General features: G+C 53.2%; 17 protein-coding genes. 8 read left to right on the top strand and 9 right to left on the bottom strand.

Annotated features, from left to right (window positions below; all coding sequences use genetic code 11):
* Positions 1-70: 70 nt before the first annotated feature.
* The 3 genes from zapD to LQ901_RS11710 form a co-directional block, all read right to left on the bottom strand.
* A complete protein-coding gene (zapD, locus tag LQ901_RS11720; protein WP_064977165.1) occupies positions 71-823 on the bottom strand; it encodes a cell division protein ZapD in 753 nt (250 codons plus the stop codon).
* Positions 824-1203: 380 nt separating this feature from the next.
* Positions 1204-1812, bottom strand: a complete 609-nt coding sequence (gene coaE / locus LQ901_RS11715) for a dephospho-CoA kinase (protein ID WP_152136133.1) — start codon at positions 1810-1812, stop codon at positions 1204-1206.
* 1 nt (position 1813) lies between these two features.
* A complete protein-coding gene (locus tag LQ901_RS11710; protein ID WP_233672274.1) occupies positions 1814-2650 on the bottom strand; it encodes an A24 family peptidase in 837 nt (278 codons plus the stop codon).
* Between the two features lie 287 nt (positions 2651-2937).
* On the opposite strand from LQ901_RS11710, the gene LQ901_RS11705 reads away from it, so the two are divergent.
* Positions 2938-3978: a GMP reductase gene (locus LQ901_RS11705; RefSeq protein WP_233672273.1), complete on the top strand. Its 1041-nt coding sequence runs from the start codon at positions 2938-2940 to the stop codon at positions 3976-3978.
* Positions 3979-4245: 267 nt separating this feature from the next.
* A complete protein-coding gene (locus LQ901_RS11700) occupies positions 4246-4800 on the top strand; it encodes a YbhB/YbcL family Raf kinase inhibitor-like protein (protein WP_207541928.1) in 555 nt (184 codons plus the stop codon).
* Positions 4801-4874: 74 nt separating this feature from the next.
* Here the strand turns inward: LQ901_RS11700 and LQ901_RS11695 are convergent, their stop codons facing one another.
* The 4 genes from LQ901_RS11695 to nadC form a co-directional block, all read right to left on the bottom strand.
* Positions 4875-6110, bottom strand: coding sequence for a type II secretion system F family protein (locus LQ901_RS11695; protein WP_064977168.1), 1236 nt, complete (start codon positions 6108-6110; stop codon positions 4875-4877).
* A 1-nt stretch (position 6111) separates the two neighbouring features.
* The gene (gene pilB, locus LQ901_RS11690) at positions 6112-7617 is read right to left on the bottom strand and encodes a type IV-A pilus assembly ATPase PilB (RefSeq protein WP_233672272.1); all 1506 of its coding nucleotides are present in this window, start codon (positions 7615-7617) and stop codon (positions 6112-6114) included.
* A 55-nt stretch (positions 7618-7672) separates the two neighbouring features.
* Positions 7673-8107: a pilin gene (locus LQ901_RS11685; protein ID WP_115150269.1), complete on the bottom strand. Its 435-nt coding sequence runs from the start codon at positions 8105-8107 to the stop codon at positions 7673-7675.
* 771 nt (positions 8108-8878) lie between these two features.
* Positions 8879-9805, bottom strand: coding sequence for a carboxylating nicotinate-nucleotide diphosphorylase (gene nadC / locus LQ901_RS11675; RefSeq protein WP_233672271.1), 927 nt, complete (start codon positions 9803-9805; stop codon positions 8879-8881).
* Between the two features lie 448 nt (positions 9806-10253).
* On the opposite strand from nadC, the gene ampD reads away from it, so the two are divergent.
* The 6 genes from ampD to lpdA all read left to right on the top strand — a co-directional run bounded on the left by ampD (position 10254) and on the right by lpdA (position 19653).
* A complete protein-coding gene (gene ampD, locus LQ901_RS11670; protein ID WP_233672270.1) occupies positions 10254-10859 on the top strand; it encodes a 1,6-anhydro-N-acetylmuramyl-L-alanine amidase AmpD in 606 nt (201 codons plus the stop codon).
* Between the two features lie 200 nt (positions 10860-11059).
* Positions 11060-11902, top strand: coding sequence for a beta-lactamase regulator AmpE (ampE, locus tag LQ901_RS11665; protein WP_010862598.1), 843 nt, complete (start codon positions 11060-11062; stop codon positions 11900-11902).
* 688 nt (positions 11903-12590) lie between these two features.
* Complete coding sequence (gene pdhR, locus LQ901_RS11660) at positions 12591-13355, top strand: pyruvate dehydrogenase complex transcriptional repressor PdhR (RefSeq protein ID WP_010862597.1); 765 nt, start codon at positions 12591-12593, stop codon at positions 13353-13355.
* 129 nt (positions 13356-13484) lie between these two features.
* Positions 13485-16142, top strand: a complete 2658-nt coding sequence (gene aceE / locus LQ901_RS11655; protein WP_233672269.1) for a pyruvate dehydrogenase (acetyl-transferring), homodimeric type — start codon at positions 13485-13487, stop codon at positions 16140-16142.
* 12 nt (positions 16143-16154) lie between these two features.
* Positions 16155-18056 carry a pyruvate dehydrogenase complex dihydrolipoyllysine-residue acetyltransferase gene (aceF, locus tag LQ901_RS11650; protein ID WP_152136128.1) on the top strand — a complete coding sequence of 634 codons (1902 nt, stop codon included), beginning with the start codon at positions 16155-16157 and terminating at the stop codon, positions 18054-18056.
* Between the two features lie 172 nt (positions 18057-18228).
* Positions 18229-19653, top strand: coding sequence for a dihydrolipoyl dehydrogenase (gene lpdA / locus LQ901_RS11645; protein ID WP_010862594.1), 1425 nt, complete (start codon positions 18229-18231; stop codon positions 19651-19653).
* Between the two features lie 353 nt (positions 19654-20006).
* Here lpdA and LQ901_RS11640 read toward each other — a convergent pair whose 3' ends face one another.
* Both LQ901_RS11640 and parC read right to left on the bottom strand, forming a co-directional pair.
* Complete coding sequence (locus LQ901_RS11640; protein ID WP_106911392.1) at positions 20007-21935, bottom strand: methyl-accepting chemotaxis protein; 1929 nt, start codon at positions 21933-21935, stop codon at positions 20007-20009.
* Between the two features lie 286 nt (positions 21936-22221).
* Complete coding sequence (parC, locus tag LQ901_RS11635; RefSeq protein ID WP_152106041.1) at positions 22222-24522, bottom strand: DNA topoisomerase IV subunit A; 2301 nt, start codon at positions 24520-24522, stop codon at positions 22222-22224.
* Positions 24523-24533 lie beyond the last annotated feature (11 nt).

The following is a 24533-nucleotide window of genomic DNA, read 5'->3' as shown; positions in this document are numbered from 1 at the left end:
GATTCACTCACTTGCCGCCTAGCTGCAACTTCACGTTGTTTGGCTATAACGTTCGGCTGTCCGAGTATTATCAGCAGCAGGCCAGTTCAAAGGCTAACTGGGCCGGTACTTCACCGTGTTCACTGTCGAGTGGCAGGAAGCGGATCGCATAGCGGCTCTTATGGCCGGAGACTTGCGGGTACACCATATCATCGAGCTGCAGCCGCAGACGCAGCATTTCCGCATCGCCACCGTTGTCTTGGAAAAAGCCGCCATTCGCCGCGCACGGGTGAAATGGCGCAATTTGCCGTACTAACGTCAGCACCATCCGCAGTGCATTACGCAGTGGCGACAAGGTTTCCATCCACACCAAAGCTTGGCGTGCTTGCTCGCTGTGCGGCAGATGCAGCCACAGGTGCAAGGTCGGCAGATCAAAGCTGCAGCAGCCGCCGGGAATACTCAGGCGCTGGCGAATAGGGCTGATGAAGCGGTCTTCGCGTAGCGCTTGACCCAAACGTGGCGCGGCCAGCAAATCGCTGTAGTGCTGTTTGAGCTGGGCGCGCAAATCTTGCAGCAGGCTTAAATCAACACCCGGTGAATCAATAAATTGGGCCAGTTTCTGCTGTTGGCGCTCCAGATCCTTTAACAGATCGGTGCGCACTTCTCCGCGATCTAATACTTCCAACAGATCGGCAATGGTACGGAAAAAAACCATCGCCTGCGCGGTATCGCTCAGGTGCTGGTTATCATCCAGCTGTTGCAGCAGATATTCAATGCGTAACCAGGCTCGCATCTTCTCATTCAGGGGATGTTCAAAAATCACTGAACGGGTTGAGTCATTCATCATGGGTCTGATTCATCGAAAAGAGAGTATTACGATAACAGAATATAGGCACGGCGAAAGGGCAAATTATCTCCACTCCTTTAGCCGGCTGTATTGCTGCAAATATGGGGGAAGTTTAAAACCAATTGTGAGCGGAGGGTATTGTTTTATGCATTCCCATTATCTTGCCGCTCTTGCTGTGCGCTATAAGCTGAACTATGTACTAAATAATTGAGAGCGGCGTGTTAGAAGGAAATATTAAGCGGGCAAACTCACGCGCGGATCATCGCTATTTAAACCAGCCGTGATGATGGGGAGGGATATTGTTTTTGTCTGTATAGGTAGTCTGTACTCGAGTGTCAGTGCATACGCGCCAGTTAATACCCCTCCGTGAGCACGGGTCAGGTACGTTTAGCGGCGGCTAGCTGTAGATAGTGTTGATGCAGGCGTGCGACTTGCGCACTGAGTTGGCTCGGGTCGCCATCGTTATTGATCACATCATCCGCTACCGCCAGACGCTGTTCGCGTGTGGCTTGTGCTCGCAGAATTTGCTCAACTTGTGCGATAGGGACCTGATCGCGGTGATGAGTTCGCTGGATCTGCGTTTGTGGGCTGACATCCACCACCAATACGCGATCGGCTTCGGTATAGAGTTGATTTTCGACTAACAGCGGTACTACCCACAACACATATTCGGAGCGTGCGGCGGCCAGTGCTTGACGCATTGCCTGACCTATTAACGGATGCAACAGTGCATTCAGCCACTGCTTTTCCTCTGGCTTAGCAAAAATACGCGCACGCAGCGCGGCGCGATCCAACGCGCCGTCACTTTGCAGCACATCGGTACCAAAATGGGCGCGGATCGCGGCCAGCGCCGGCGTTCCCGGCTCGACAACGTGGCGGGCAATCACATCGGCATCCACTTGCTCAATACCGTATGGGGTAAACAAATTGGCGACAGTACTTTTGCCACTGCCAATCCCACCGGTAATGGCGACCACATAGCTCACATTAATATCCCATCAGTGCAAAATAGTGAGCGTATATGGTGTCACTAAACAGCAGGCTGATCCAGCCACCCAAGGCCAGCCATGGGCCAAATGGGATAGCCTGCTGCGTCTTACGCGCAATCACGGCATATACCAGCCCACACACCGAGGCGAGCAGGGCAATCAGCAGCAGTTGGGTCGGGCCACTCCAGGCGCATAGCGCGGCCATCAAGACAAAATCACCGCGCCCCATGCCTTCTTTGCCGGTCAGCAATTTGAATATCCAAAACAGGCTCCACAGGCTCAAATAGCCCACCGCGGCGCCCAATACCGCATCATGCAGGGATAACAGCGAGTAACCACCCCATGCCAGTAATAAACCGGCCCATAACAGCGGTTGGGTGAGGCTGTCGGGCAACCACATTCTATCTAAGTCAATCATGCTGGCGGTGATCAGCACCGCACCAAACAGCGCACATGCGACGCTCCAGATCTGTAACCCCCACAGCGCGACAGGCAGAGCAAAAACCAGTGCGGTGAGCAGTTCGATGGCCGGATAGCGTTTACTGATCGGAGCCTGACAATGACGGCAACGACCGCGCAGCGCCAGCCACGACAGCACAGGCAGGTTATCAAACCAGCGCACCGGATGTTGGCAGTGTGGGCAGTGAGATCCGGGCAGGATCAAATCAAAGCGCGGTGCATCGGCCGGTGGAGTGAGTTCGGGGAATTGTTCGGCACATTCAAGGTGCCAGCGCCGCTCCAACATCTGTGGATAGCGGTAGATCACGACATTGAGAAAGCTGCCGATCAGCAAGCCAAAGAGCGCCGCAAAGGCAATGAGCAGGGTTCCGTCCAATGGATAATCCAGACTGTCTGTCACTGACAGGAATTTGAATAAATTTTATCGATTTTACAGGAAAAAAAAGAAAAATCGCAGTCTTGCCGAACGCTGAGTATCGCGTATGATGTGGTATTGGAGTGTCCGCTCCACGTACCATGCGAAACACAGTAGCAAAACTGCAATTTATTGCATGGTGATTATTGTCCGATAATCACAGCAATATAACGACTATCTCCGACTGCCTGAGGATCGGCTAAAATCTGCAGCGGCCGGAAATACAGAAGAAAAGGATTACTTATTTAATGCGTATCGAAGAAGACCTGAAGCTTGGCTTCAAAGATGTTCTGATCCGTCCGAAGCGCTCTACATTGAAGAGCCGTTCAGAGGTTACATTGGATCGGAATTTTACGTTCAAGCATGCGGGTTGTCAATGGTCTGGCGTACCTATTATCGCCGCCAATATGGATACCGTAGGCACCTTCGGCATTGCTGCTGCGCTGGCGGGCTTTGAAATGCTCACCGCAGTCCACAAACACTACACCACCGCGCAGTGGGCCGCCTTTGTGGCTGCACAGCCGGCTGAGGTGTTGAAGTATGTGATGGTGTCGAGTGGTACCTCCGATCAAGACTTCATCAAACTGCAAGAAGTGCTGGCGCTGAGCGAAGCATTGAACTTCATTTGTATCGATGTGGCTAACGGTTACTCCGAGCATTTCGTGGCGTATGTGCAAAAAGTGCGTGCAGCGTTCCCGAACAAGGTGATTTGTGCCGGTAACGTGGTCACAGGTGAGATGGTCGAAGAGTTGATCCTCTCCGGTGCGGACATCGTGAAAGTGGGCATTGGCCCAGGTTCGGTGTGCACCACGCGCGTGAAAACCGGTGTCGGCTATCCACAGCTGTCGGCCGTGATTGAGTGTGCGGATGCCGCGCACGGTCTGGGTGGCCAGATTGTCAGCGATGGCGGCTGTACTTGCCCGGGTGATGTGGCGAAAGCCTTCGGTGGCGGCGCAGATTTTGTCATGCTGGGCGGCATGCTGGCGGCGCACCAAGAGTGTGAAGGACGCTTGCTGGAGCAAGATGGTCAGACATTCATGCAGTTTTACGGCATGAGTTCCGATACCGCAATGAACCGCCATGTTGGTGGCGTAGCGCAATACCGCGCCTCAGAAGGTAAAACTGTTCTGCTGCCATTCCGTGGTCCGGTGGAAAATACTGTGCGTGATGTGTTGGGCGGCCTGCGTTCGGCCTGTACCTATGTGGGGGCAGCCCGCTTAAAAGAGCTGACCAAACGCACCACTTTTATCCGTGTGGCTGAGCAGGAAAACCGTGTATTTAACGGTTAATCTCTCAACATAAGATAGTAAAAAATCCCGCGTATCCTTAGGAGCGCGGGATTTTTTTATCCCTGTGATGCGTGATGAGCGATGTAGGTGCGCCGGTGTTGGCTATGCGTGTGTTATCGATGTGCTATCGCGATTGCTGAGCGATGCGGTAACTAAGTTGTACATGCTGTGGTTGAGTATGTTGTGACCAAGTATTGCTCGCAGTGGATCTTGCTAAGTGGTCGACTATGCTTAATGAGATTTTTACTTTTAAAGCGAGTGGCAGGTATGTTTACGAAAAAAGCAATAGCGTGTCTGATGGTTGTGGGCGGCCTGAGTATGAGTGCGCAAGCGATGGACTTGAGCAGTCCAACGGTGGAAAACGGTAAGACCTTACAAAATGCGCAGATCTTTAATGGTTGGGGTTGTACCGGTAAAAACGAATCACCCGCGCTGAAATGGAGTGATATCCCACAAGGCACTAAGAGTTTTGCCGTGACCATGTACGATCCGGATGCGCCGACTGGCAGTGGCTGGTGGCACTGGGTGATGGTCGATATTCCTGCGGATGTGCATAGTCTGCCAGAAAATGTTGGTATGAAAGACAGCAAAGATTTGCCGAAAGGGGCGATCCAGCTGCGTAATGATTTTGGCTATGACGGCTTTGGCGGTGCATGCCCTCCGGCAGGCGCTCAACCGCATAACTATCAGATCACCGTTTATGCGCTGAATGTGCCGAAACTGGATATTCCAGCCAACGCGTCACCGGCTTATGCGGGCTTTTTTATCCTGCAACACAAGATTGGTGAAGCGCGTTTGACTGCGCCGACGAATGCGCGTTAATCCTGCGGCCCTAAACAAACATCCACCCGTTAGGGTGGATGTGATGATGAAGATAGGGGGATTGCATGAGCGATTTATCCAATCACGCTGCCCATATTGAATATTGGCAAGTACATGGCAACCACCAGTGAGCCGACGATCCCGCCGATAATTACCATAATGAACGGCTCTAATAAGCTCGACAGTGCATCAACCATATCATCCACTTCTTGCTCGTAAATACTGGCGATTTTATCCAGCATCCCATCGAGCGAACCGGACTCTTCACCGATCATCACCATCTGCGTAGTGATAGCGGGGAACAGTTGCTGTTTTTGCATCGCCAAGTGAATGGGAATGCCTTGCTCCGCTTCTTTGCGTACCGCCAAAATGGCATTGCGGTAAACCAAATTACCGGAGGCGCCCGAGGCGGAAAGTAGGCCACTTAAGAGCGGCACACCGGCGGAGAAGGTCACCGACAGGGTACGCGAAAATCGGGCGACCGAAGCTTTGTGCAGCATTTCACCGATCACCGGCATTTTTAGCATCACGGCATCTTGCTTCATGCGCACTTTCTCGGAGCTGCGATAGGCACGGCGATAGAGATAAAAGGCCAGCACAATGCCGGCGGCGACATAGCCACCTTGTTCACGTAACAAGATAGAAAGATTGAGCACCATCTGAGTAAATGCCGGTAACTCAGAGCCAAAACCGTGATAAAGCTGTTCAAATTGCGGGATGACAAACAGCAGCATTAGCACAGAGACTCCGATGGCTACCAACATGACCATGGAGGGATAGAAGAGTGCTTTTTTGATTTTAGATTTCAACGCTTCCATTTTTTCGCGGTGGGTGGCGATCCTGTCCATCACCAGATCCAAGCGGCCGGTGACTTCACCGGTACTGACTAGATCGCAAAAGAGATCATCAAAGATCAGCGGATATTTACGCAGTGATTGCGAAATAGGGGTACCGCTTTCGACATCGGCGGCGATCCCGTTGATCAAACGGCGCATACTGGGTTTAGCATGGCTTTCGCCAATTAAACGCAGTGCCTGTAGCACCGGAACGCCAGCAAACAGCATGGTGGAAAGTTGCCGACTGAAAAAGGCAATATCCGAGGGCTTTATGCGGTCTTTGAGCTTGGCAAATACCGATTGTGAGACTTTCTTCGCTTCAATGCGGCTAAAGCCACGGCTCATCAGGATCACTTTTAGCTCATCCAATGAGCTGGCATCTAATTCGCCTGACGTCTCTTGGCCCTGCCGATTTACGGCCTTCCATTTATAGGCATATTGCTTGCGAACTTTCGGCTGAGTCAGTGCAGACATCTTACACTCCTGTTACGCGCTCGATTTCTTCCAATGAGGTGATCCCCTCAACCACTTTGGCACAGCCGGCTTGACGCAAGGTCAGCATGCCCTGTTGGCAGGCAATAGCGGTGAGCTCAGGGGCGTGAGCGCCGCGCAAAATGGCATCGGTCAGCTGGCCAGACATCGGCATCATTTCGTAAATACCGGTACGCCCTTTGTAGCCACTGCTGCAGTGATCGCAGCCTTCTTTGTGGGCGCGGTAAATGGTGATCCCATCCGGTTGTAGCGGGGTGAACTCACGGGTTTGTTGTTCGGCATAGCTCAAGGTGATGGCTTCACGGCAATGCGGGCATAAACGTCGCGCCAACCGCTGAGCAATGATCAGATTCACCGAGGAGGCGATGTTATAAGCCGGTACACCCATATTCGATAGGCGGGTTAAGGTTTCGGCGGCTGAGTTGGTGTGCAGCGTGGAGAGTACCAAGTGGCCGGTTTGTGCCGCTTTTACCGCAATTTCGGCGGTTTCCAGATCTCGAATCTCCCCCACCATTACCACGTCAGGGTCTTGGCGCAAAAAGGCGCGCAGTGCGCTGGCGAAAGTCAGGCCGGCGCGGGTGTTAATCTGAGTTTGGTTGACACCGCTTAAGTTGATTTCTACCGGATCTTCAGCCGTTGAGATATTGCGCTCAGGGGTATTCAGGCGAGATAAGCCGGTATACAAGGTGACGGTTTTACCGCTTCCGGTTGGGCCAGTAACCAGAATCAACCCCTGCGGACGTGCTAGGGCATTGATGTATAGCTGCTGGTCACGGGTGGTAAAGCCGAGTTGCTCGATATCCAAGCGGGCGGCGGAGGAGTCGAGAATCCGCAGTACCACCTTTTCGCCAAATAGGGTGGGCAAGGTAGATACCCGTAAATCAATGGTAGTGCCTTCGCTCAGTTTAAGCTTGATGCGCCCATCTTGTGGTACGCGGCGTTCGGCGATGTCCAGCCGGCTCATAATTTTTAGGCGAGCGGCGAGGCGCTGGGCCAGTTTTTGTGGCGGCGCGGTGATTTCTTGTAACACGCCATCAACACGAAAACGTACCCGATAGGTTTTCTCGTAGGGCTCAAAGTGAATGTCGGAGGCTTTCACGCGCACTGCGCGGCTGAGCATCTGATTAATAAAACGCACAATGGGCGCTTCATCTTGTTCATCGGCTACTTCGGCGGTCTCGGTGCTGCGGCTATCACCGTCGAGCTCATCAAGCTCGCCCAAGGTTTCGCTGTCGGCAGCGGTGACAATATCGTCGACCTTTTGGCCGGTCAGCTCTTCAATACGGGCATACAGCTCTTTTTTATCGGCCTGTACTAATTCGATATTTTTACCGGTGGCAAAGCGAAACGCATCGGCGGCTTTGTAATTGTTAATATCGGTGATAGATAAATAGAGAGTATTGTCGTCTTCTTGTAGGGGAAGGGCTTTATATTCGATAAGGAGGAAAAAAAGATGTTGATATTTATCAGTAATGGTTTTGTTATTCATCGTTCCCTCGTGAATATTCTATGGCGGAATGTCCGCCATAGAATAAAAATCATTTTTAACCTTTAGGGTTAGCGCAGCCTGTAATAAATTCGCTGTTTGTAACGGTTGTTTTACAGACCCATGCGCCGTTACTATCTTTAGTCAATGTAATTTCTTCTCCGCTAACGCCAGCCGTAGCTCCTGCTTCAAAAGTGAATTTTAATCCACCGCCTGCTTTTGTTGTTGCATTCATATTTTCAATAGTAATAGTGCCGTTAGATTGAGTTTCAGTTGAGCCTAGAGCACCAGCATCAGCAGGGTCTGTCCCCTTTTCATAAATATACATATCATATGGGGTTTTCAGAGCGGCTATTTGGGAAAGGCCAGCAGAAAACTGCGCTTTACCTACATAATTTTTGTAGGCTGGAATGGCCACTGCGGCTAATACACCAATAATCGCCACCACAATCATCAATTCAATCAGGGTAAAACCCTTGTTCACTGCTTTCATCTTGTTCTCTCCTAACCTCACACTCCGCAATCCGTATTTGCGGAAATCCATAAGCCACGCCCGTTTCCTTATAGAAAAACGTATCCGTGGTTTCCCATCATCCGGCCGCTAAGCTTTGCTTGATGCCGTTTGGTCAGGCACCGCTTTTTTAAGGTAGTTAGCCGGTAATGTTGAGAGTCGGCAGGACAACGAGCAGCAGACCCTCAAGGCTATTGTGCTGACAGCATGAGGGGGTTTGCAAAGCCGGCTTGGTGAGTTGGAAAATGAATCACAAAGATTTATGTATGAGAGATGAGAGGTGCTAGCGAGAGCGAGCAGTGGCTGCAATAAATTTCACATGCTTTGCAGGTTGGCGAATGGTACGTTTTTCCACATTAGGCTTACGGCTATTTCGCTTGATGGTGCTATTTAGACTGTACCTATGCTCGATGTGCTTATTCGCTATTTTTATTAATATTATTTCCCCGGAATAATTCCCTATGAGTGAATATGCGTATTAATTAGACTTTATGAGTGAGAGTTAAATTAGCACGCGGCTGAATTTAATAAAAGCCTCTTCTATTTAATGGATGTTGATTGGTTTTATAATTTTTTTGGATGCAATTGGTTATAGAAAATGATTAGCGAAAGCACGTTGATGCTACAGGAAAACTCTAGGCGTTATTGATAATAGCGAGGGAAAGAACAACCCCATAATTAGCGTATTGTGTTGTGCAGGTGTGCTAATTATGGGGAGATATTGATTGGTACGCCTTCTTAATTCGCTACTGTTTACTGCTCACTAAAGCGCAGTGACAGATCCAGTGCGCGGACATGCTTAGTGAGCGCGCCGACAGAAATAAAATCCACACCAGTGGCGGCAATATCAGCCAACGATTCTAGCGTTACATTGCCGGACACTTCCAATTGCACGCGACCGGCGGTGAGAGCCACGGCATCACGCATTAGCGGCAGGGTAAAGTTATCCAGCATGATGATATCGGCACCGGCTTGGATGGCGGCATCCAACTCAGGCAGGCTTTCGACTTCCACTTCTACCGGCACATCGTGCTGCAGGGTACGTTGGGCGAGGGCATGTGCTTGGTCTACCGCCTGCTTAACGCCGCCGGCGGCAATGATATGGTTTTCCTTGATCAGGAAGGCATCATACAGGCCGATACGGTGATTGACGCCGCCACCACACTGTACCGCGTATTTTTGCGCGCTGCGCAGGCCCGGTAAGGTTTTGCGTGTATCCAGCAAGCGGGTGTGAGTGCCGGCGAGTTGCTCGACATAACGGCGGGTTACACTGGCCGTGCCAGACAAGGTCTGGATAAAGTTGAGCATGGTGCGCTCGGCGGTCAGGATCTGGCGCGCATTACCGGTGAGCTCCAGCAGCAGCTGATTGGGCTGCAGGCTATCACCATCTTGCACTTTCCAGTGCAGTTGGATCGGATCGGGGTGTCCTGCGCTCAACTGACGGCACACTTCATCCGCCCAGCGTTGACCACAAAACACACCGGCTTCACGGGTGATCAGGCGGGCGGTGGCTGAGGTGGTGGCCGGCAGTAACGCAGCGGTGAGATCGGCATCGGCTACGGGGTGATCGCTGCCGAGATCTTCTTGCAGTGCGGCCCGTACGCGAGACGGGATATCCTTATTGAGCTGTTCTTGCAGCATCAGACGGCGTTGCTCGGCATTATGAATGCGACGCGGCATGGGTTAACTCCACTTTAAATCCTGTTGAAGATGGTAACGTACTGCGTGTATTTTCGCATCCGTCATGTAACAAACTCTGCGCTGCGCACGGCTGAAGCGGTTTTGGTTGTCTTTGGGGTGTAAGACGAAGCGGCATGGCTATTGCTTAAATGGCTATTGCTTCAATATCAGTGCAGTTATCTGCTTAAGCATAGCTGCAGCAAGGTTAACTCTCGGCGACGTGAAGCGATGCTGTTAATTCAGGCGATTAATTGCAGTACTGAATTTATGCTAGGTATTAGAGGCTAGGCACCAGAAGCTATGAATTCATCGTGGGCTTTTTATAATGCTAACAGCATGCAGAGGGATGCGGGTTATGTTTGTGTTATGTTCGAATAACGCAGCAAGCTTACTGTTCAACTGGATTCAAAAACGCGATACAAAACAGAACAACGAAAGGAACGAGGTGATGACGGCAACACAGCAACCGGCCTTACAGTTGCAGGATAACTGGTTGAACGGCGCGAGGGTGCGTCACTGCCCGTCACCCCATTGCGATGCGAGGGCGGCAGACGAGCCGGTATCGTTGCTGGTGGTGCACAATATCAGTTTACCGCCTGGTCAGTTTGGCGGGCCGTACATTGATCAGCTGTTTTGCGGCACTTTGCCGCCAGACGAACATCCGTATTTTGCCGATATTTATCAGCTACGGGTGTCGGCGCACTGTTTGATCCGGCGTGATGGTGAGATTGTTCAGTATGTCCCGTTTAATCAGCGGGCATGGCATGCGGGGGTCTCTGAGTATGCGGGGCGGCCACGCTGTAATGATTATTCGGTGGGCATTGAGTTAGAAGGCACTGACGACACACCGTACAGCGATGCGCAATACCAGCGTTTAGTGACACTGACGGCGTTGTTGCTAGACACTTATCCGGCCATGGCAACACCAGAGGGGACTCTGAGGATCACCGGCCACAGCGATATTGCGCCGGGGCGCAAAACCGATCCGGGCCCAGCCTTTGATTGGGATAATTTTTATGCGCGGTTTGCCGTAGTTCGTGGCGAGTCGCATTAACCGAATATACCCTTCTTACGCCAAGTCGCTTGGGTATATACCCAAACAACGTGAAGTTGCAGATAGGCGGCAAGTGAGTGAATCCCCATGAGCATAGGTAAACTATGTGATTGGGGTGAACGAACGTAGCCAACACCGCTGCAGCTTCAAGTAGGAAGGGTATACAACGCAATACAATGCAATAAAGGAGTGCCGTGGGCATGAAGCTATTTAGCTTGCTGTTAATTCTGGCGTGGGAGCGTCTGTTTAAAACCGGCGAGCGCTGGCAACTGGATCACTGGTTGCAAGGGCTGTGGCCGAAAATTCGTCGCCCTTCGTTGGTGACCAGTTTTGCGCTGTGGCTGGGCGTGGTGGTGGTGACGTTGCTTTATTTGTGGCTGATCCGTGGGCATCTGTTTGGCTTACTGACGCTACTGAGCTGGATTGCGCTGGGGTTATTGTGCATTGGGGCGGGATATAAACGGCGTCGTTATCATGCTTTTTTGACGGCGGCACGCCGTGGTGATAACGAAGCGGCCAGTTTAGCCGCCGAGCAATTGGCGCGTATTCACGGTTTACCGGGGCAGGATGAGAAATCGCTGCTGATTGGGGTGCAAAGTGCACTGCTGTGGACCAACTTTCGCTACTACATGGCGCCTGCGTTCTGGTTTGTGGTCGGCGGGCCGGCCATTATGCTCGGGTATACCGCGCTGCGGGCCTATCAAAGCTGGTTGGCGGAGCATGAAGATCCGTTGCTGCGAGCGCAGTCTGGGGTAGATCATCTGTTGGGCTGGCTGGATTGGATCCCGGTGCGACTTTGTTCGCTGGCCTATGTGTTTGCGGGCAGTGGCGAGAAGGCGCTGCCGGCGTGGATGGTGTCGGTGATGGATTGGCATACTCCGGCGCATCGGGTGCTCGCCGAGATTGGTCGCTTTGCTTTGAGTCCACAAGATTGTGATTCGTGGGAGTTGATGGCGCAAAATGCGGTTGCGCTGGCGCGTAAGGCGGCGTTGTGGCTGGTGATTGCGCTGGCAGTACTGACCATTTATGGCCTGTTGCTGTAACGAGGCTCACATGCTGTCATGCTGCGTTTTAGTGTGAAGTGCCATCGGGCATACGCGATGCATTGAGTTGATAGGCCGTCCAGTGATGGGCGGCCTGTTTCTTTTGGTCAAGCCTATAGTGGTCAAGCCTGTGTGGCAGGCTTTCTGTCTTCTGTCTTCTGTCTTCTGTCTTCTGTCTTCTGTCTTCTGTCTTCTGTCTTCTGTCTTCTGTCTTCTGTCTGTCTTTTTGTTAATGCGTTTTTCTGGATGCAAAAAGACGGCATTTTTATTTATTCCTATCTCTTCCCCGCTAAAGGTGACATTTGAGCAGCGAGTGTACGGTTTGTGCTGCGGTTATGTACGTGCTCGAGAGGTCAATTCCCTGAGAGCGATAAGCTCAAAACACGTATTTTTCGCTAATAAGGCCGATTATTCCCGTCAGTTATAAAGCTGACTCGTTACAGCTTTGGCAAAGCGTTTAAAACGACAAACGTTAAATGGTCTGACCAATTTAAGTATGACAAATGTTATGTTAGCTGAAGCGTTTTTGTTACCATTGGCGGCATAATATGATTCAGATCAATTTTCGTCTGGACACATTTTGGGGATTCTGGTAATTTTTATCGCACCGTAAAATTGGTAATACCAATTGACAGTCGGCGAAATTGATCCCAACGTAGCAGGCAGTTCAATTCAAATGGATGTTTGCATGGCCTACAGCAAAATTCGTCAGCCAAAGCTGTCTGATGTGATTGAACAGCAGCTGGAACGCCTGATATTGGAAGGAACATTACGCCCGGGGCAGAAGCTGCCACCGGAGCGAGAACTGGCGGTTCAGTTTGATGTTTCGCGCCCGTCATTACGTGAAGCTATTCAGCGCCTTGAGGCAAAAGGGTTACTCCTGCGCCGTCAGGGCGGCGGCACTTTTGTGCAGCAACAACTCTGGCACAGTTTCAGTGATCCGCTCAGTGAGTTGTTATCTTCCCACCCGGAGTCACAGTTCGATTTGTTAGAGACGCGTCATGCGCTCGAAGGCGTGTCGGCCTATTACGCGGCACTGCGTGGTACGGATGCGGATTTTGCGCGCGTACGCGAGAGTCAGCAGGCGATTGTGGCGGCGCAAGCCAAAGATGATCCGGCGGCCGAAGCCGATGCGGTGATGCAGTATCTGGTGGTGGTGAGTGAGGCGTCCCATAACGTGGTGTTATTACACCTGGTGCGCTGCTTAGCTCCGCTGCTGGAGCAGAATGTAAAACAGAATTTTGAGCTGCTGTATGCCCGGCGTGAAAAGCTGGCGCAGGTCAGCAGCCACCGAGCTGAAATTGTGGACGCAATTTTGGCTCGTCAGCCGGAGGCGGCACGCGAAGCATCGCACCGTCATTTGGCCTTTATTGAGGAAACTTTGCTGGAACTTAGCCGTGAACACAGCCGTCAAGAACGGTCGTTGCGGCGGCTGCAGCAACGCAGGGATTGACCGGTAAACATATGCCGGCGAAAGCAGACCGAGAAGAAGGCGTTTTTCCGTCAGGTAACCCATACAGGGTCGCGGAAAGGCTTCCAGATTGAACAAAATTGACCGAACAAGCAGATAAGGAAGAACACCATGTCAGACATGATGAAAAATGACGTGGATCCGATCGAAACCAGCGACTGGTTGCAGGCTCTCGAATCGGTAATTCGCGAAGAAGGTGTTGAGCGTGCCCAGTTCCTGATCGATCAGATCATGGATAAAGCACGTGTAAACGGTGTGTCACTGCCAAGTGGTATCCACACTGATTACATCAATACCATTCCGGCGTCTGAACAACCGGCTTATCCGGGCAATCATGAGCTGGAGCGTCGTATCCGTTCCGCGATCCGCTGGAACGCCATCATGACTGTACTGCGTGCCTCCAAAAAAGACCTGGATCTGGGTGGCCACATGGCGTCCTTCCAGTCTTCTGCCACCATCTATGATGTGGCATTCAACCATTTCTTCCGTGCGCGTAACGAGCAAGATGGCGGCGATCTGGTGTTCTTCCAGGGTCACATCTCTCCGGGGATCTACGCCCGTGCGTTCATTGAAGGCCGCTTGACTGAAGAGCAGCTGAACAACTTCCGTCAGGAAGTGGATGGCAAAGGCGTTTCTTCTTATCCGCACCCGAAACTGATGCCTGAGTTCTGGCAGTTCCCGACCGTATCAATGGGCTTGGGTCCAATCAATGCGATTTATCAGGCGCGCTTCCTGAAGTATCTGAACGATCGCGGTCTGAAGAATACCACTGAGCAAACCGTATATGCCTTCTTGGGCGACGGTGAGATGGATGAGCCAGAATCCAAAGGTGCACTGACTTTCGCGGCCCGTGAGAAGTTGGACAACCTGTGCTACGTGATCAACTGTAACCTGCAGCGTCTGGATGGCCCAGTGGTCGGTAACGGTAAGATCGTACAAGAGCTGGAAGGTCTGTTCCGCGGCGCTGGCTGGGAAGTGATCAAGGTTATCTGGGGTAGCAAGTGGGATGAACTGCTGAAGAAAGATACCTCCGGTAAACTGCTGCAGCTGATGAACGAAACTGTTGACGGTGACTATCAGACCCTGAAGTCCAAAGACGGTGCTTATGTGCGTGAGCACTTCTTTAACAAGTACCCAGAAACGGCGGCACTGGTTAAAGACATGACCGACGACGAAATCTGGGCGCTGAACCGTGGTGGTCACGATCCAGAGAAAGTCTTCGCAGCATTCCAGAAAGCCAAGCAGACCAAAGGTAAGCCAGTGGTTATTCTGGCCAAGACCATCAAAGGTTACGGCATGGGCGATGCGGCAGAAGGCAAGAACATTGCTCACTCCGTGAAGAAACTGGATATGGACAGCGTGAAGCAGTTCCGTGACCGTTTCAACATCAACCTGAGCGATGAAGAAACCGAGAAGCTGCCATACATCAAGTTCCCAGAAGGCTCGGAAGAGTACAACTACCTGCACGGCCGTCGTCAGGCGCTGAAAGGTTATGTACCAACCCGTCTGCCGAAGTTCACCCAAGAGCTGGCTATTCCAGCTCTGGATGAATTCAAAGCACTGCTGGGCGAGCAGGCGCGTGATATCTCTACCACCATGGCGTTTGTGCGTGCACTGAATGTGCTGCTGAAAGACAAAGGGATTGGCCAGCATATCGTGCCAATCATTGCCGACGAAGCACGTACTTTCGGTATGGAAGGTCTGTTCCGTCAAGTGGGTATCTACAACCCGCAGGGTCAGAACTACACCCCGCAGGATCGCGAAGTTGTTTCTTACTACAAAGAAGACAAAGCCGGTCAGGTTCTGCAAGAAGGTATTAACGAACTGGGCGCAGGCTCTTCTTGGCTGGCGGCGGCAACGTCTTACAGCACCAACGATGTGCCAATGATCCCGTTCTACATCTACTACTCCATGTTTGGTTTCCAACGTATCGGCGATCTGTGCTGGGCGGCGGGTGACCAACAAGCGCGTGGTTTCTTGGTCGGCGGTACCTCAGGCCGCACCACTCTGAACGGTGAAGGTCTGCAGCACGAAGATGGTCACAGCCATATTCAAGCACTGACTATCCCTAACTGTGTGGCTTATGACCCTGCCTACGCTTACGAGCTGGCCGTGATCATGCAAGACGGCGTGCGCCGCATGTATGGTGAGCAGGAGAACGTGTTCTACTACCTGACTACCATGAACGAAAACTACCATCAGCCAGCCATGCCAGAAGGTGCTGAAGAAGGGATCCGTAAGGGTATCTACAAGCTGGAAACCGTGGCCGGTAATAAGGCGAAGGTTCAGCTGATGGGCTCTGGCGCTATCCTGCGTCATGTGCGTGAAGCGGCGCAGATCCTGTCTGCCGACTACGGCGTGGGCTCTGACGTGTACAGCGTGACCTCGTTCACCGAAGTGGCACGTGAAGGCCAAGATTGTGACCGTTGGAACATGCTGCATCCAGAAGCGCAGCCGCGCGTACCGTTCGTGACTGCTGTGATGAACGATGCACCAGCGATTGCTGCAACTGACTACATGAAGCTGTTTGCTGAGCAGATCCGTGCGTTCGTGCCAGCTAGCAGCTACCGCGTACTGGGTACTGACGGTTTCGGCCGCTCTGACAGCCGCGAAAACCTGCGCCGTCACTTCGAAGTGGATGCCCACTACGTGGTGGTTGCAGCGCTGACTGAACTGGCTAACCGTGGCGAAATCGCTAAGTCAGTGGTCGCCGAGGCTATCGCTAAGTTCGGTATCGATGCCGATAAAGTTAACCCGCTGTACGCATAAGAGGCACCTGTCATGAGTATTGAGATTTTTGTTCCGGATATCGGTGCGGATGAAGTTGAAGTTACCGAAATTCTGGTGAGCGTCGGCGATAAAGTGGAAGCCGAGCAATCCCTGATCACCGTGGAGGGCGATAAGGCCTCCATGGAAGTACCAGCCTCAGCGGGCGGTATTGTGAAAGAAATTAAAGTGCAGGTAGGCAGCAAAGTGTCTACTGGCTCACTGATTATGGTATTCGAGCAAGAAGGGGCGGCAGCCGCCCCGGTTGCCGCGCAAGCGGCGCCAGCGCCAGCTCCAGCTGCTGCACCGGCGGCGGCAGCACTGAAAGAAGTGTGCGTACCGGATATCGGTAGTGATGAAGTCGAAGTGACTGAAATCATGGTTGCCGTGGGCGACAGCGTGAGCGAAGAGCAATCTCTGCTGACCGTGGAAGGCGATAAAGCGTCCATGGAAGTGCCTGCACCGTTTGCCGGTGTGGTTAAAGAGATCAAAGTGCAAGCGGGTAGCAAAGTCTCTACTGGCTCCCTGATCATGGTGTTTGAAGTGGCGGGTGCCGCTCCAGCACAAGCGGCGGCTCCAGTAGCTGCTGCTGCGCCAGTTGCCGCTCCTGCGGCCAGCGCGGCGAAAGACGTTAACGTGCCGGATATCGGTGGTGACGAAGTGGAAGTCACCGAGATCATGGTTGCGGTTGGCGATAAAGTTGAAGCTGAGCAATCGCTGATCACCGTAGAAGGTGACAAGGCTTCGATGGAAGTGCCTGCGCCGTTTGCCGGAGTGGTTAAAGAGATCAAAGTTCAAGCGGGTAGCAAAGTGTCTACCGGCTCTCTGATCATGGTGTTTGAAGTGGCCGGTGCTGCTCCGGCTGTAGCAGTAGCCAGCGCGCCAGTCGCCAGTGCAGCACCTGCGCCAGCCGCGGTGAAAGCCGAAGCGCCAGCTGCCGCTGCTAAGCCAGCCGCTGCGGCTGAGTTTGCAGAAAACGATGCTTATGCTCACGCAACCCCAGTGGTACGCCGTTTGGCGCGTGAGTTCGGGGTTAACCTGGGCAAAGTGAAAGGGACTGGCCGTAAGGGTCGGATCCTGAAAGAAGACGTACAAGACTACGTGAAAGATGCGCTTAAGCGTCTGGAATCCGGTCAGGCTGCCTCGTCGGCGGCGATGAGCGGTGGCGCGGGTCTGGGTCTGCTGCCATGGCCGAAAGTGGACTTCAGCAAGTTCGGTGAAGTGGAAGAAGTTGAGCTGGGTCGGATCCAGAAGATCTCCGGCGCTAACCTGCACCGTAACTGGGTGATGATCCCGCACGTAACGCAGTGGGACGACGCGGATATCACCGAACTGGAAGCTTTCCGTAAGCAGCAAAATGCTGAACTGGAGCGCGCTAAGGCTGATCTGAAGATCACCCCGCTGGTGTTTATCCTCAAAGCAGTAGGCAAAGCCTTAGAAGTGATGCCGCGCTTTAACAGCTCACTGTCTGAAGATGGTCAGAAGCTGACGCTGAAGAAATACATCAACATCGGTGTTGCGGTGGATACGCCAAACGGTCTGGTAGTGCCAGTGGTACGTGATGTGAACAAGAAGAGCATCACCGAGTTGTCACGTGACCTGATGGAAATCTCCAAGAAGGCGCGTGCTGGCAAGCTGACTGCATCTGATATGCAGGGCGGTTGCTTCACTATCTCTAGCCTGGGCGGTATTGGCGGTACAGCCTTCACCCCAATTGTGAATGCGCCGGAAGTGGCCATTCTGGGTGTGTCCAAGTCTGAGATGAAGCCGAAGTGGAACGGCAAAGAGTTCGCACCACGTCTGATGCTGCCTCTGTCACTGTCTTACGATCACCGCGTGATCGATGGCGCTGACGGTGCCCGCTTCATCACATTCCTGAACAACGCGCTGTCTGACATCCGCCGTCTGGTGATGTAAGACAGATCCGGTGCGGTTTCGGCTTAAGCTGTGACCGCACCGACGAATAAGGCACAACGGGTGCAACATTGTTTGCGAGATTTTAACAAGGTTGTAAAATCGTGGCGCGGTGAACCTCCGGTTGTGCGCGCTGTACCCGGTTCAGGAAGAAAAAGATTATAACGAGGTCATGATGAGCAAAGAAATCAAAGCCCAGGTAGTGGTTCTGGGTGCCGGCCCGGCAGGTTATTCCGCAGCATTCCGCTGCGCGGATCTGGGTCTGGACACAGTGATCGTCGAGCGTTATTCCACACTGGGTGGTGTCTGTCTGAACGTGGGTTGTATCCCATCCAAGGCACTGCTGCACGTTGCCAAGGTGATTGAAGAGGCCAAATCACTGGCCGAGCACGGGATCGTGTTTGGTGAGCCAAGCACCGACATCAACAAGATCCGTCTGTGGAAAGAAAAAGTTATCAGCCAACTGACTGGCGGTCTGGCCGGTATGGCGAAGATGCGTAAAGTGCAGGTGGTGAATGGTCTGGGTAAATTTACCGGTCCAAACAGCATTGCCGTGGAAGGCGCCGATGGCGTGACCACCGTGAACTTCGACAATGCCATCATTGCTGCCGGTTCGCGTCCAATTCAGCTGCCATTTATTCCGCACGAAGATCCACGTATTTGGGACTCAACCGATGCGCTGGAGCTGAAAGAAGTACCTAAGCGCCTGCTGGTGATGGGCGGCGGTATTATCGGTCTGGAAATGGGTACCGTGTACCATGCGCTGGGTTCAGAGATTGACGTGGTCGAGATGTTCGATCAGGTGATCCCGGCTGCCGATAAAGACATCGTGAAAGTGTTCACCAAGAAGATCAGCAAGAAGTTTAACTTGATGCTGGAAACCAAGGTGACTGCGGTGGAAGCCCGTGAAGACGGTATTTACGTAAGCATGGAAGGCAAGAAAGCGCCTGCCGAAGCGCAGCGTTATGACGCCGTGCTGGTGGCCATCGGTCGTGTGCCTAACGGTAAGCAACTGGATGCCGGTCTGGCAGGCGTTGAAGTCGATGAGCGTGGCTTTATCCGTACCGATAAGCAGATGCGCACCAACGTTCCGCACATTTATGCGATCGGTGACATCGTGGGTCAGCCAATGCTGGCACACAAAGGGGTACACGAAGGTCACGTCGCAGCCGAAGTGATTGCCGGTAAGAAACATTACTTCGATCCGAAAGTGATCCCATCTATCGCCTATACCGATCCGGAAGTGGCGTGGGTAGGTAAGACTGAGAAAGAGTGTCAGGCCGAAGGTCTGAAGTACGAAACCGCGACCTTCCCATGGGCTGCGTCCGGTCGTGCGATCGCCTCTGACTGCGCTGACGGTATGACTAAGCTGATTTTCGACAAAGAAACGCACCGTATTCTGGGTGGCGCAATTGTCGGGACTAACGGTGGTGAACTGTTGGGTGAAATCGGTCTGGCTATCGAGATGGGTTGTGATGCCGAAGATATCGCGCTGACCATCCACGCGCACCCGACGCTGCATGAATCTGTTGGTCTGGCGGCAGAAGTGTTTGAAGGCTCGATTACCGACCTGCCAAACCCGAAAGCCAAGAAAAAGTAAGCCAACACAAAGTCAATGTGGTTATCGGCGGTGCTGAGTGAGCAGTGTTAGTGTGATAGGTATGCTTGGTGTGATTGATGTGCTCGGTGTGGCTAGCTTAGTGTGTAAGTGATGCTACATCGGTTGTGATGCGAGAAAAGGAAGGGATCAGGCGGCAGCATAGCCACCGGTTCAGCAGTTAAGACGCCTGCAAGCAAACTGTACGTAAGAAAGTCGCAAAGCAAGAAATGCACGCTACAAAGAAATAAGCACTAAGCACTAAGCACTAAGCAATGCTCACTGGGTGCCGTGAACATGAGAGCCAATAAAAAGCCGGTCCTGAATTTTCAGGGCCGGCTTTTTTGTGCATGCTGTTATACGCGAAACGCGCTGACCAGCTGCTCCAGTTGTTGTGACAGACTGCGTAAGCCGGCCGCTTGCTCTGACAGCAGTTCGGCTGTTCCGGCATTTTGCTCGGTCAACTGATTGATGCTATCCAGATTCTGGTTGATATCTTGTACTACCGTTGACTGCTCTTCGGTGGCGGCGGCCACTTGCGTGTTCATGTCACTGAGCTGGGCAATGCGTGCCGCGATGTCATTTAAGCTGTGCTGCACCTCTTCGGCTGATTGTACGCCATGCAAACTGCGCTCATGGCTGCGACTGCTGGCCTGTACCGCGTGCTGGGCTTCTTGTTGCAGTCGGTCGATCATGCTTTGGATCTCGGCGGTCGAATCCGATGTGCGGCTGGCCAGTTTGCGCACCTCTTCGGCCACTACCGCAAAGCCGCGCCCTTGTTCACCGGCGCGCGCCGCTTCAATAGCGGCATTCAGCGCCAGCAAGTTGGTTTGATCGGAGATGCCGCGAATGGTGTCCAAAATGGTGCCGATACTTTCGGTCTGACCGGCCAAGGTGGTGATCACGCTGCCCATGTTTTGCATGTCGTCGGCCAGATTCTGGATAGTCTGCTTGGTATTGCCGACTATGGTTAAGCCTTGCTCCGAGGCGTGCTCCGCACCTTGGGTGGCATCGGCAGCCACTGAGGCATTACCGGCAATCTCTTGTACGGTGGCACCCATCTGATTAATGGCGGTGACCACCATCAGGGTTTTATCGCGCTGGGCATGGCTGTCGAGACGCGAACGTTCAGACTCTTCGGCGACTTTTTCGGCGCTGGTACGCAGCGCATTGGCGGTATCGGCCACCGCTTGTAGTGAGTGCTGGATTTTATCGGCAAAACGGTTAAAGCCACGCGCCAGCTGCGCCAGCTCATCTTGGCCTTGCGCCGGTAAGCGACGTTGCAGATCGCCGCTGCCATCGCCGAGCTCGGTAAACAGACGCGCCGATTCACTGAGCGGTTGTAGCAAACGGTGAGTGACCAAGGCGGCAATCAGCAGCATCACAATCCCGCCGCCAATGCCCCAACTCAGCAGTTGCCATAATAATTGCTGTAGCGAGGCGAACACTTCGGCCTGTGGCACTTCGGCCACCAGATACCAGTTCAGTGCTGGGATCAGGGTACTGACCACCAGTACCGGAACTCCGTTACGGCTCGATTCCTGCACGCTGGTGTGCTGTGGATTAAGCAGCGTGGCGCTGTTGCCCTGATACAGCTGAGTCAGCGGCGTCATGTCTTTTACGCTGTTATCCGGATGCAGGCGAACATTACCGCTGCCATCGGTCAGGAACACAAAGCCGCTGTCTTTGATTTTGATGGCGCGCAGACGGGCAATCACGGCATCCAACGGTTGCGCCAGACCGGACATTCCGCGGCCATTGGTTTGTTGGTAGTTGACGAACAGTTTTAGATTGCCGTTGGCCTCGCGATAGATGCTGTTATCCCAAGTGCGGCCACTGTCGCGATACGGGAAGTACCAACCATCTTGCTGTGGGTTGAGCACGCGCAGGAAACCATCTTGATTCCAGAAGCGATTACTTTGCCGGTCGACAAAGGTGGTGGTGGTCAGGTTGAACTGCTGTTTGACCTGATTGAGCAGGGCAATCAGTTGTGGCTCTTGCTCGGCAGGAAAACCTTGGGCGGCAAAATTGAGTAAGAACGGGTTTTCCGCGATTTGGCGAGTGGCCTGTTTCAGGGTTTCAAATTCGCCGTTTAAGGCATTACGCTCGCCTTCGAGCAAGGCCGGGAGATACTCGTCTAACTGCTGGTGGCGGATCAAAGCCTCCGCGGAACGATAGCCGAGCGTACCGGCAATCAAGTTGCTCAGTAAAATGAACAGGCTGACGCTGAGGAGAATTTTTTGTCTGAGAGTAAAGCGGCGTAAAAAGGCAGTAATCGACATCATCTATCCGATCCTTGCAAGGCGAGAGGGGCTCAGCCATGCCTATCGGCAAGTGTGGATATGACTGTAGTAGAATGTGATGTAAATTGAATATCCATCACAATCTTGCAGTGATTACACATACAAATGCAGTGAATGTCACTCTTTTGTAAATGGTATGCGCGATGAAAAGCGCGCGGTCGCAACTATAAAAAAGCCCCATCACGAAAAAATCGCAACGGGGCGGTGTCTCTTTAGCGAGCGCCATCAGGGGATATCGACGGTGAGTGTTAACCGCCGTACCCGTGATTTACTCTTCGCTGTCACCAGTGCTGGTTAAGGTCACCGGCTCTTGCACTTCAATCAGGTCGACTTTTTGCAGACCGCGTGGCAGCAAGGTGCCTTTACGGCCGCGCTCGGCGCGGAATTTGCTCAAATCATCAGGCTTGATGGTCAGCTTACGTTTACCCACATGCAAGGTCACACTGGCTTGGGCTGAAATCAAGCGCAGATGCAGCAGCAACTCTTCGCGTGCCGCCGCGCGCGCAGATGGAATGGTGACTATCTTGTTGCCTTTACCTTTGGACAGCTGTGGCAGATCCGCGACCGGAAACAGCAGCATGCGCCCTTCCGAGGTGATGGCCATCAGCAGGTCATCGTCACGGGTGACGTTCAGTGGCGGCAGCACCTTGGCGTTATCCGGCAGATTGAGCAGTGCCTTACCGGCGCGGTTACGCGCCACCAGATCGGCGAAGGTACAGATGAAACCGTAACCGGCGTCAGAGGCCAGCAGCAGTTTCTGGTTGTCCTCTTCCATCAACACCTGCTCGATGACCGCGCCAGGAGGCGGCGTCAATTTGCCGGTCAGCGGCTCGCCCTGACCACGGGCCGATGGCAAGGTGATCGGATCGAGTGCATAACTGCGTCCGGTGGAGTCGATAAAGACCACCGGTTGGTTGCTCTTACCACGGGCAAACCCGCGGTAGGCATCGCCAGCTTTGTAGCTTAAGCCCGCGGCATCCACATCATGGCCTTTGGCGCAGCGCACCCAGCCCATTTCGGACAACACCACGGTCACTGGCTCGGCTGGGGTCAGGTCACGCTCGGTCAGTGCTTTGGCTTCGCTACGCTCAACCAGCGGCGAGCGACGTGTATCGCCAAAGCTGTCGGCATCGGCCTGCAGCTCTTTTTTCATCAAGGTGTTCAGACGACGCTCGGAGCCCAGCAGAGCTTCCAGTTGCTGACGCTCTTTTTCCAACTCAGCTTGTTCAGCGCGAATACGCACTTCTTCCAGCTTGGCCAAGTGACGCAGTTTCAGCTCTAAAATGGCTTCGGCTTGGGTTTCGGTGATGCCAAAGCGCGCCACCAATACCGCTTTCGGTTCGTCTTGCGTACGGATGATATCGATCACTTCATCGATATTGAGGAACGCGACCAGCAAGCCTTCCAGAATGTGCAAACGCTTGAGCACTTTTTCCAGACGGTGCTGCAGACGGCGACGAATGGTATCGCGACGGAAAGTCAGCCACTCGTTCAAAATAGTGACTAAGCCTTTAACCGCCGGACGGCCATCGAGGCCCAGCATGTTGAGGTTCACCCGGTAGCTCTTTTCCAGATCGGTAGAGGCAAACAGGTGGTTCATCAGCATGTCGACATCAACGCGGCTGGATTTCGGCACAATCACCAAACGGGTTGGGTTTTCGTGATCCGACTCATCGCGCAGGTCATCGACCATCGGCAGCTTCTTGGCGCGCATTTGCGCGGCGATCTGCTCCAGCACTTTCGCCCCAGAGCACTGATGTGGCAGGGCGGTGATGATGATTTCGCCGTCCTCTTTTTTCCACAGTGCGCGCATGCGAATCGAGCCGCGACCGGTCTGGTAGATTTTTTTGATGTCACTTTGTGGGGTGATGATTTCCGCTTCGGTCGGGTAATCCGGACCTTGGACGTGCGTCATCAGTTCTTCGAGCGTGGCATCCGGCTTATCAATCAGTAACGAGACTGCGCCGACAATTTCGCGCACGTTGTGTGGCGGAATATCGGTGGCCATCCCCACCGCAATACCGGTAGTGCCGTTCAGCAAAATGTGCGGCAGACGAGCTGGCAGCCATTTAGGCTCTGGCAAGGTGCCATCGAAGTTCGGCTGGAAGTCGACCGTGCCTTGGCCAAGTTCGCCGAGCAGCACGTCGGCCATTTTAGACAGGCGTGATTCGGTGTAACGCATGGCGGCGAAGGATTTAGGATCATCCGGCGCCCCCCAGTTGCCCTGACCGTCGATCAGCGGGTAGCGGTAGGAGAACGGCTGCGCCATTAGCACCATGGCTTCATAGCAGGCGCTGTCACCGTGCGGGTGGTATTTACCCAGCACGTCACCCACGGTACGGGCGGATTTTTTGTACTTGGCAGCCGCATTCAGCCCCAGTTCGGACATGGAGTACACAATCCGGCGCTGTACCGGCTTGAGGCCATCGCCGATAAACGGCAAGGCACGATCCATGATCACGTACATGGAGTAGTTGAGGTAGGCATTTTCGGTAAACACGCGCAGCGACTGGCGTTCGGTGCCGTCGTTGTCATCGCGCTCGATGCCGCCCTGAGTCAAATCTGTCATCGGGTGTTCCT

It is taken from the genome of Plesiomonas sp. PI-19 (assembly GCF_021368255.1).
In the GTDB taxonomy this organism is placed as follows: domain Bacteria; phylum Pseudomonadota; class Gammaproteobacteria; order Enterobacterales; family CAMTGL01; genus Plesiomonas; species Plesiomonas shigelloides.
The sequence above is the reverse complement of the archived record's forward strand: the minus strand, read 5'-3'. Positions and strand labels throughout refer to the sequence as shown.

Coding starts and splice junctions, on each gene's coding strand:
- pilB (WP_233672272.1), bottom strand. CDS start 7,617: ATGAATAACAAAACCATTACTGATAAATATCAACATCTTTTTTTCCTC.
- parC (WP_152106041.1), bottom strand. CDS start 24,522: ATGACAGATTTGACTCAGGGCGGCATCGAGCGCGATGACAACGACGGC.
- LQ901_RS11705 (WP_233672273.1), top strand. CDS start 2,938: ATGCGTATCGAAGAAGACCTGAAGCTTGGCTTCAAAGATGTTCTGATC.
- LQ901_RS11700 (WP_207541928.1), top strand. CDS start 4,246: ATGTTTACGAAAAAAGCAATAGCGTGTCTGATGGTTGTGGGCGGCCTG.
- lpdA (WP_010862594.1), top strand. CDS start 18,229: ATGAGCAAAGAAATCAAAGCCCAGGTAGTGGTTCTGGGTGCCGGCCCG.
- pdhR (WP_010862597.1), top strand. CDS start 12,591: ATGGCCTACAGCAAAATTCGTCAGCCAAAGCTGTCTGATGTGATTGAA.
- LQ901_RS11640 (WP_106911392.1), bottom strand. CDS start 21,935: ATGATGTCGATTACTGCCTTTTTACGCCGCTTTACTCTCAGACAAAAA.
- nadC (WP_233672271.1), bottom strand. CDS start 9,805: ATGCCGCGTCGCATTCATAATGCCGAGCAACGCCGTCTGATGCTGCAA.
- ampE (WP_010862598.1), top strand. CDS start 11,060: ATGAAGCTATTTAGCTTGCTGTTAATTCTGGCGTGGGAGCGTCTGTTT.
- aceE (WP_233672269.1), top strand. CDS start 13,485: ATGTCAGACATGATGAAAAATGACGTGGATCCGATCGAAACCAGCGAC.
- ampD (WP_233672270.1), top strand. CDS start 10,254: ATGACGGCAACACAGCAACCGGCCTTACAGTTGCAGGATAACTGGTTG.
- zapD (WP_064977165.1), bottom strand. CDS start 823: ATGAATGACTCAACCCGTTCAGTGATTTTTGAACATCCCCTGAATGAG.
- aceF (WP_152136128.1), top strand. CDS start 16,155: ATGAGTATTGAGATTTTTGTTCCGGATATCGGTGCGGATGAAGTTGAA.
- LQ901_RS11685 (WP_115150269.1), bottom strand. CDS start 8,107: ATGAAAGCAGTGAACAAGGGTTTTACCCTGATTGAATTGATGATTGTG.
- LQ901_RS11695 (WP_064977168.1), bottom strand. CDS start 6,110: ATGTCTGCACTGACTCAGCCGAAAGTTCGCAAGCAATATGCCTATAAA.